The 7811-nt window shown below is 60.0% G+C and carries 11 protein-coding genes and 1 pseudogene; 8 read left to right on the top strand and 4 right to left on the bottom strand.

The genetic code is table 11. The features are described from left to right. The 3 genes and pseudogenes from EO170_RS00185 to EO170_RS21900 form a co-directional block, all read left to right on the top strand. Positions 1-137: SymE family type I addiction module toxin (locus EO170_RS00185; protein WP_164740846.1), on the top strand; the 137-nt coding region annotated here is incomplete at its 5' end. Between the two features lie 54 nt (positions 138-191). Continuing rightward, a pseudogene (locus EO170_RS21905) lies at positions 192-593 on the top strand (hypothetical protein); the annotation flags it as partial. A 41-nt stretch (positions 594-634) separates the two neighbouring features. Beyond that, the gene (locus tag EO170_RS21900) at positions 635-928 is read left to right on the top strand and encodes a sigma factor-like helix-turn-helix DNA-binding protein (protein ID WP_343134518.1); all 294 of its coding nucleotides are present in this window, start codon (positions 635-637) and stop codon (positions 926-928) included. A gap of 135 nt (positions 929-1063) precedes the next feature. Here EO170_RS21900 and EO170_RS00175 read toward each other — a convergent pair whose 3' ends face one another. The 3 genes from EO170_RS00175 to EO170_RS00160 all read right to left on the bottom strand — a co-directional run bounded on the left by EO170_RS00175 (position 1064) and on the right by EO170_RS00160 (position 2850). Next, on the bottom strand, positions 1064-1369 hold the full coding sequence (locus EO170_RS00175) for a hypothetical protein (protein WP_206513954.1): 306 nt from the start codon (positions 1367-1369) through the stop codon (positions 1064-1066). Positions 1370-1473: 104 nt separating this feature from the next. Next, complete coding sequence (locus tag EO170_RS00170; RefSeq protein WP_206513953.1) at positions 1474-1761, bottom strand: hypothetical protein; 288 nt, start codon at positions 1759-1761, stop codon at positions 1474-1476. Positions 1762-2118: 357 nt separating this feature from the next. Continuing rightward, a complete protein-coding gene (locus EO170_RS00160) occupies positions 2119-2850 on the bottom strand; it encodes a carbon-nitrogen hydrolase family protein (protein WP_206513952.1) in 732 nt (243 codons plus the stop codon). A gap of 247 nt (positions 2851-3097) precedes the next feature. Here EO170_RS00160 and EO170_RS00155 point away from each other — a divergent pair, with 247 nt between their 5' ends. The 5 genes from EO170_RS00155 to EO170_RS00135 all read left to right on the top strand — a co-directional run bounded on the left by EO170_RS00155 (position 3098) and on the right by EO170_RS00135 (position 6635). After that, positions 3098-3574 carry a DUF4262 domain-containing protein gene (locus EO170_RS00155; RefSeq protein ID WP_126941665.1) on the top strand — a complete coding sequence of 159 codons (477 nt, stop codon included), beginning with the start codon at positions 3098-3100 and terminating at the stop codon, positions 3572-3574. Between the two features lie 156 nt (positions 3575-3730). Further along, the gene (locus EO170_RS00150; RefSeq protein ID WP_126941663.1) at positions 3731-4156 is read left to right on the top strand and encodes a hypothetical protein; all 426 of its coding nucleotides are present in this window, start codon (positions 3731-3733) and stop codon (positions 4154-4156) included. 531 nt (positions 4157-4687) lie between these two features. Further along, entirely contained in the window at positions 4688-5047 is a 360-nt protein-coding gene (locus tag EO170_RS00145) for a hypothetical protein (protein ID WP_119130088.1), read from the top strand. Between the two features lie 288 nt (positions 5048-5335). Next, complete coding sequence (locus EO170_RS00140) at positions 5336-5773, top strand: hypothetical protein (protein WP_126941661.1); 438 nt, start codon at positions 5336-5338, stop codon at positions 5771-5773. 643 nt (positions 5774-6416) lie between these two features. Next, positions 6417-6635 carry a hypothetical protein gene (locus EO170_RS00135; RefSeq protein WP_126941659.1) on the top strand — a complete coding sequence of 73 codons (219 nt, stop codon included), beginning with the start codon at positions 6417-6419 and terminating at the stop codon, positions 6633-6635. Here EO170_RS00135 and EO170_RS00130 read toward each other — a convergent pair. Beyond that, positions 6625-7551, bottom strand: coding sequence for a hypothetical protein (locus EO170_RS00130; protein WP_241239361.1), 927 nt, complete (start codon positions 7549-7551; stop codon positions 6625-6627). The genes EO170_RS00135 and EO170_RS00130 overlap by 11 nt on opposite strands. Positions 7552-7811 lie beyond the last annotated feature (260 nt).

Genomic DNA, 7811 nt, shown 5'->3' with positions numbered 1-7811 from the left:
CCGACAGCCACCAACGCATCCCCACGCTGCGCCTACGCGGCCGCTGGCTGGAACAACTCGGCTTCACCATCGGCAGCAAACTCCACATCCGCATGCGCAACGGCGAGCTGGTCGTCACCGTGGCACCTGCAGAGTGACCAACCCGCCGCACCCCGCGCTCCGCGCGTGCACCCCGCAGTTGGAGAACCCGCATGGTGAATGACACCCTGGCCGGCACCCTCGGCACATTCCCGCGCTTCGGCAGCACATCGATGCCGCTGCCAGCCGAACGCGCAACCAATACCTGTACCGCCTGGCATCGGCGCAGCGACTCAGGCACAACCGCCAATACACGCACGCCGTACGTTGCACATCCGCGCGCCGCAGTTATGCGCGGCTACACCCGCGTACGCCACACCACGCGTTGGCGCGTACGCGAGGAGCCGGCAGCGGGCAGGGCGCGTTTCGACCAGGCCATCGGCCTGTTGCATGCCGACCTGCTCGCCTACATGCGCCGGCGCCTGCGTGACCGCGACACCGCCAACGACCTCACCCAGGAAACGCTGCTCCGCCTGCTGGCCTACCGCGACGCGCCCGACATCGGCGACTACGCACTGCTGATGTACCGCATCGCGCACAACGTGGTGCTGGAGCATTGGCGCACGCGCCACCGCCGCCACGCCAACGCCCAGGTCGCACTGGACCTGATCGCACCACTGGCCGCAGACGGCGCCAAGTCGACCAGATTGCCGACGCCCGCCGCATCCTGCAGCACCTGCACACCCACACGTTGCCCGCGCTGCCGCCCAGATGCCGCCAGGCCTTCATCCTCAGCCGCATCGACGGCCTCACCTACCCGCAAGTGGCCGCAGCCATGGGCATCTCGATCAAGATGGTGGAAAAGCACATCAGCCGCGCACTGGCCGCGTGCCGGGCCGCTGTGCAGTGATGCGCCCAGGGTGTGTTGTCTACCGGATGAGAACATCAGGATGCACCCTCGCGGTGTTGTACACGCGTGCCGGTGCGCTACGGCCAGCAAACATCGATGCAGACAAAAAACCCTGCCGAGGCAGGGTTCGATGCATCAGTAACCGGATCCATAAGGATTGACGGCGTCAGCCCTGGATGGCTCGTAGGTTTGCTGTGGTGCTGGCTGGCGATACGTGTTCTGTTCTTTATACGGATCGACGGTTCCAAGTTTTCCGGTGTATGGATTCACATTCCCACGTGTCGAATAATTGTCGAGCGTTGTGCTGTTGGCCTCACTGCGATAGTGAGGTTGCACATAAGTGCCGTCAGCGCGGTGGTAACCATTGACACGGGTCTGCGCGCACACTGAAGCGGAGGCCAGTGCTACCACGATCGCCAAAACGATCTTTGCCTTTTTCATGGATGTTTCCTCGTAACTACTTGATGGTTTATGCAGGGCCGCTGAAGACGAACGACGTGAGAGCCATTTGGCCCGAATGGTGTGGCCAGCTTGGGCCGTCGGATTCACTGCGCTCCAGCTCGGTAGTCGGCGATCATTGCCTTGCTCACGTCCTTTGGGTAGCACAACGGGGCGTAGCCACCGCCACGGCTATATGCGCTTCTACCGCCGCAGCTGCTGCCATTGCGTGCCGCGTTGTACGGGCAGGGGCAGTTGCCGGGATAGGCATCGATCGATTGTTGAATCAGCAGCGTCTTGATGCTGGCATCAGACAACGCTGTAGAAGGTCCTTTGGCAAGCGCGTGTGGCGCAAATGTCATCGCAAACGCAAGCAAGCAGAACTGCAGTCGCATGGGTTCATCCTAATGGCGCACGTAAGGTGCGCAACAGAGCATGCAAGCCCTGTTCCCCGCGTCTTATCGAGCTCGCTCTCACACGCGCTATAAATGGTTGTGCCCGCCTTCTGCCATTATTTCTACGCCGATCCCGAGCAGGATATCGGCAGGCTACTGTCCGAGGTAGGGACGTTGGCTGATGCACTCAACAGCGCGAAGCGCTTATACCCCGCAGGTCGTTGCTTCCTGACAATACGTTCAAGCCGAGCCCGCCTCCGCGGATGTCCTTCGCGCAGCTGCCGACGCAGCGGGCAATTGGGATTGCCGAGTGTCACCGCATAGGTAGGGCCGCCTGTCGTTGGTCTTGGCCTGACCTCAAGGCAGTCTAAAGACGCTCGCTTTTCCATTCCTTGTGTCGTACGCCACTAATGCCTCCTGGAAGGCATCAGCGCTGCAAACGAGGTCACCGTCACTGCTCCAGATGGCAGACTGACCCGCTCCTAGGAAGGTGTCGGCGGGGCCTACACAGTTCGCCATCAAGACAGTCATGGAATGCGTTTTTGCAATCGTCGGATAATGACTGTAGGCCGATGTCACGCCTCTTTCCGACTTGGCCACGCTTGCCAGATACACGCCAGCACCTGACGCTGCAGCTTGTTCCGCATGGCTCGCCTGCAGTGATTCGTAGCAAATGGCAGGCGCCAGCAGCTGATCTGCGTGTCTGAGAACAAGCTGCTCGGTACCGGCGGTAAAGAACGGGAACTCGTCGGGGTGTAACTGCTGTTTGGAGTAGCTTGTGCGCTCCAGCCCCGGTTGGAAGCAGAGCATGCTGATTTCGGTGCCCTTTGCCCCCTTCGTGGGCGCGCCAACGGCGATGAGCATGCCGTACCGGTCACTTGCCAGCTGAAATTGATCAAAGCGCTGATCAGTCGGGTGCACCGCCAGCGCCTGCGCCAATCCGGGTTCGTAACCAGTGAGGGAAAGCTCGGGAAAGACCAGCACATCGGCACCCTTGCTCGCAGCCAGGCGGATGACATCGAGGTGCTTGCTGATGTTCTCTTCGATTTCGCCAGGCGTCGAAAGGATTTGCGCGGCTGTCAGCTTCATTGCCTGTCTCGTGTCCACGTATTGGGGTTTGAGCGTAGCGGATTCCGAAAGGCGGGTAACCAGAACCTGCTCAAAGACCAGGCCTGGTGCCAGTCGAGGTACCACGCCACGCTGCACCAGCGAGCGTGCGTCGTTCCCCTGTGTATCCGGCGGGCTGTGCAGGCGAATTCCAGATTGACCTTACTTATCCGCTCGGCGAGGATAGTGCCGTACACTTTGGCGGTCGGGTCGCAGTCAGGCACAAAGCATGGTTCGCAGTGTTGGTGTAGACGAAAGTGAGCGGCAGCTACTTGATGACGTTGCCGAATATGGATGGCATTGCATCCACATCACGGAGGAGGGCGAGCAGGTCGGGTACTCCTTTACCGTTGGCCTGTACCAGACATTTGGGCACCCGGAATTGATCATCTTCGGCTTGTCCTCAAGGGTATCGCACCAGATCCTCTCGATCGTTGCGGATGCGGCGCGAGCCGGAGCACCGCTCGACCTGTCACACCCAACAGATGCCCTCATCAATCACTATTCCTGCTGTTTTGCCGAAGTCCCATCGTTGGAGTATTACGATCATGTGGGTTTTGCGCGCTGGTACTATCAGGGGGACGACTTTCCGCTTTACCAGATTGTGTGGCCGTCCAAGTCCGGTCTGTTTCCCTGGCACCCCCGGTCCAGTGCGGAGTTCCGTGCAGCCCAGCCGGTACTAGGCCAGGCCGCGAGTGGCAACTGACAATCCTTCATCCAGGGCCGCTGGGTGGTCGTCGACGAGGCGGATGCAGACTGTCAGGCGATGGATTCGATCACCGCTAGCAATCGACAGCGACCAACGTATTGCCAGGCATTCGCGTTGCCGCATTCCCGTAGCAGGCAGGACCAGGACTGTAGTGTGGCTTCCGAAGATCTGAATGCCCTCTATAACGAGGCGCGTGGATTCGCCGAGTACATGCTGCTGGCACATGGCGAGTTCATTCCATTCGGTGTCTTGATGCGTCCAGATGGGACAATTGCTCAGGTGGCTGGTGACCTTGGGGTTGAACGTTCCGTATCGGCGGAGATGGTTGAGCTGCTTCAAGCGTCCTTCTCGCAATCTGCCCGTCTTGGCGCCATCCGGGCCGCCTGCATCTGCATGGAGATGTCTGTGGTGCCACCCGGTCAAGAGGACAAGACGGATGCAATCTGTACGCGATTGGCGCACGTATCGGGCGAGACAGTCGAGGTCTTCGTAACGCACTCGCGTGATGCGCGTGGGGCGCTCCAGCTGGGCCAGCCATTCGCCACGGTCGGCGATGAGCTCACGCTTGTTGAGCGCTAAACTATCCAGGCGTGGCATAGATCTATTCAACGGGTGGGCAGCATGCTGAAAGTCGCCGTTCTCACTGCTTGCCTCGCCGTCACTGCGCCTGCCATGGCCATCTCATGCGGTAGGCAGCAATCCACGGCGCAGGCCTACTCCTCTGCTCAGCACGTGGTCTCTGCGCATGTCGAGAGGAGCTATGCGGCACCCGGTTTTGGTCGTGATGCTGTGCAGTTCGTCGAGCTTCGCGTGCTGAAGGTCTGGAAAGGTCAGCTGAAGCCAGGAGATCGTGTCCAGGCAACCGCGGAAGATTCAATCAATTTTGTCAGTGATGGGTTCGTTCCACTCTTGGGCTCCGATCTGTTGGTATACGCGAGCGGTTCCCAGCCTCTTATGCTGGGCAGTTGCTCAAGGACCGCACCACTGGAGACTACGCATGACCTACAGGCGCTGGAGGCGCTATCCAGGCGGTCGCATGGCAAGTAACGTGAGCGGCACTGCCTCCACGGCGACGGCGAGGTGACGCGCGCATTAGGTCCTTTGGAGCATATGGCCACTTACCCATCAGAGCCGGAACTTGTTCTCGCGCTCGACCACCACGATGGGTTGGTGCGGCAGTGTGCTGCCGGTGCGTTGTCGTTCGAAGCTTTCTGTGCAGCGTACGACAACTTTTACTGGGCATACGCGCTGGACGGGCATGAGTCCGACGCTACGGGCCAGGCGCTGCTAGGCCGGCTGGCAGCCCGCATAGCTCCACATCGCGCACTGGCCGAGACCGTTCTGGCTCATCTCCATCCCGAAGCCCCTGCGACTCATGCCAGCTATGGCAAGGCCGGCAGGCTCGGCACCGAGGAGGCCATGATGCGTCTCAAGCTTATCGCTGCTGGTCTCCTGTCTTGGAAAGACTGACAATTCATTCAAGCCGAACCCGCCTCGCGACGCGGTTCAATTCAGGAGCTCGTCCTTCATGACGTATCTGGCGACACTTTTATTGATATTCCTATCGCCTTCTGCCACCGCTGCCGTCCCCAAGCTTGGCTGGAGCGCGTGCCTGATTCGGCCGGCAGTTGGCGCGATCGGGCTGCGATTCCTGAAAGTGCGTTCTTTGAGGTTCCAGCGCCAATGTTATCGAACGCAGAAGCCTTCCGTCGCCACTGTGCGGGGCGACATACCTCTGATGTCAGGCGCCAAAAATACATGATCGCAATCGAGTTCGAGCCACCAAGCGTTTCCTACTGCGAGTGTTGCGGGAAAGAGACCATTCGCCTCACGCGTTTCGTTACAGATGACGGTAACGCGCACGCTGTTTACTACCTTCAGTACACCCCCGGGCACGAACCGGAGCATATGAGCGGTTTGATCAGCCTCGGCGAGTGGGGTGAATCGGCCTCGTCAGCAGATCGCCTTGCATTTCCGTTCCGCCTCTGGGCCACCGAGGGAATCTATAACGTCGGGCTCACCGATGCCGCAGAGTCGCCATGGTCCAAAGCAACATTTCTTGGGGCCGTGCTCGACCGGGCCCAGGCGCTGACGCATCCGTGGTGCAAGGAGGTGTTTCACATCACGGATCACATCACTAGCCAGGATCCGGAGGCAATTGCTTTTCTTGCTGGGAAGCATCAACGGAGCGCCTGACAACTCGCTCAGGTAGGAGTTGCCTCATTGCAGTGCCTACGTCCCAGCTATCACACCATGCTCGCCTGTCATCGCGTCCTACGTCATTGGCGCATCGTAAGTAGGGGTGAATCGAGATTTGCTGTACTTGCGGTGAGGAGAGAGCTTTGTCGTCTCCATACAGCAGATTGCAGGTTCCCTGGTAGGCAAAAGGGGCGAGGACTTCATGGCTTTCTGCGTCGATCAGGGACAATAGAGAGTTATGGCATACAGACCAAACCCGATTCGTTTCCTGCTCTGGCTAATTGCACTCGCAGGCGTAGTGGCCGGTTGCGTAGTGCTTGTGACCCATCGGCCGCCTCTGGTTACACCTGGCATCTGTAAGCCGCTACCTGCAGGCATCAAGAAGATGGGGCGAGCGCTTGCTCCTCCAGCGGCAGCTGCGGCGCTAGGTCTGCACAGTCTGGAGGAAGCTGGACTACTGCGCGCGATGAAGCCCGGCGAAACCGTTCATGAGTTCGAGACGGAAGTAATGCGGGGGCACCTGATTATGCGGGGAAGGTGCTACATCGATCAGACCATTGGTTGGATACGCTGAGCGCCTGCACGTATTGCAGGTCTTGGGATTTGGCTGCGGCGAGAGATAAGAACGGACGCACCAGAGATGACTCCAAACGACTTTGTCAGTGTGCTAAAAACCGAATGCGCGGACGCTGCCGTTGACGATTGCGTTGAACCCCTCAGGGCCCCGCAGGGCGCTATATTCGCTCAATCTCTGTTTGGCGTGTCCGGTCTTGATCCAGTTGATGAAGCTGTCAATGTGCGTGGTTTTGGCACTAATGGCGCGGTTTTCGGTGCAGCGAAGCAGGGACTCATTTATTGAGCACCTCGGTTGTCCATACCTGGTCGTAATCCGCGTTATGCGCCTTGGTAAAACCGTGGGCATCGCTGAATCCATCATCGACCTTCTGGCCATCCTTGTAGATCATATAATGGCGCCCGCCGGCAGCCTGGTCGCTGTGGTAATGCAGCTGCATCCGGTACACCAGCCTGCTCTCTTCTCCTGCTGGCGTCGAGTGCTGCTGTCCACCGCTGCTGGCGAGTTGCTGTATCTGCAACAGCGGTGTGGTCTGCTGCGGATGGGCCACAACCCAGCGCCCGAAATTGGCTTGGTCCTGCGCTGACGCTTGCCCGGACGCTGGCCAGATGTAGAGAAACGTTGCTGGCGTACCGGGTGCCGTACTGGCGGCCGGGAGGTGCCACTCGTAGACCTGGTGCTTGCCATCGGCTGTCGTCATCTCGAGCAGGCGGGCACTGGCTTGCGATGGGTTGCTGGCGGCGACCGGCAGTTCACTGATCGGCGCGAGGCTGGAGTTCGGGACGGCACCCGCCAGTGCCAGTAGCAGGTCGCGCTGGTTTGTCACTTCCTGCGCGTTCAACGACAGCGAGCGCAGGTAGCGCGAACGCAGGCTGAAACGGTAGCGCGCTCCCTGCAGGGTGAATTCTCCCTCGACCCTGGAGGCTTCGTGCCAGTCGTACCCAGGTGCCAGATTAACAGTGCCGTGCATGACGCAAAACCCCTGCCGGGATTGCACCGCTGGCGGGAACGGCGCTGCACTGCTGGTGATCGATGCCAGGATGTCCTTGGTGCGCCGTTCGGTGATGTCCTGCAGGCGGCTGATGGCCGTCTTCTGGAAGCGAAAGGTCGTGCCGTCGCGATGGGCGAAGCCGGTGACCTGCACCACATTCGGGTCGAGCGGCAGCGCGTCTTCCGCGTGTACGACGATGACCCCTGCCATCGTCCTGTGCCAGCGTTTCCACAGGCTTGATCAGTTGGCGCACCCGGCCATCGCTGGCCGGTGCTTGCGCGGCCAGCAGGCGCTGCGCATAGCTGGTTGCGTCTTCGCGGTAGCTGTCGATGTCGCCCCAGTAAAACTGCGCGGAACTTCCCAGAAAGTGCAGGGGCACATTGGACGTCACGGCAAGCCGCCCGATGCAGTAATTTGCGTTGGCGGTAGTGTCCACCGATGGCGGCGGCGTGTTGGTGGTGGTGTTCGTG

Origin of the sequence: Xanthomonas sp. BRIP62409, from assembly GCF_003992965.1 — a bacterium.
GTDB lineage: Bacteria > Pseudomonadota > Gammaproteobacteria > Xanthomonadales > Xanthomonadaceae > Xanthomonas > Xanthomonas euroxanthea.
This window is presented reverse-complemented; position numbering and strand designations above follow the sequence as displayed.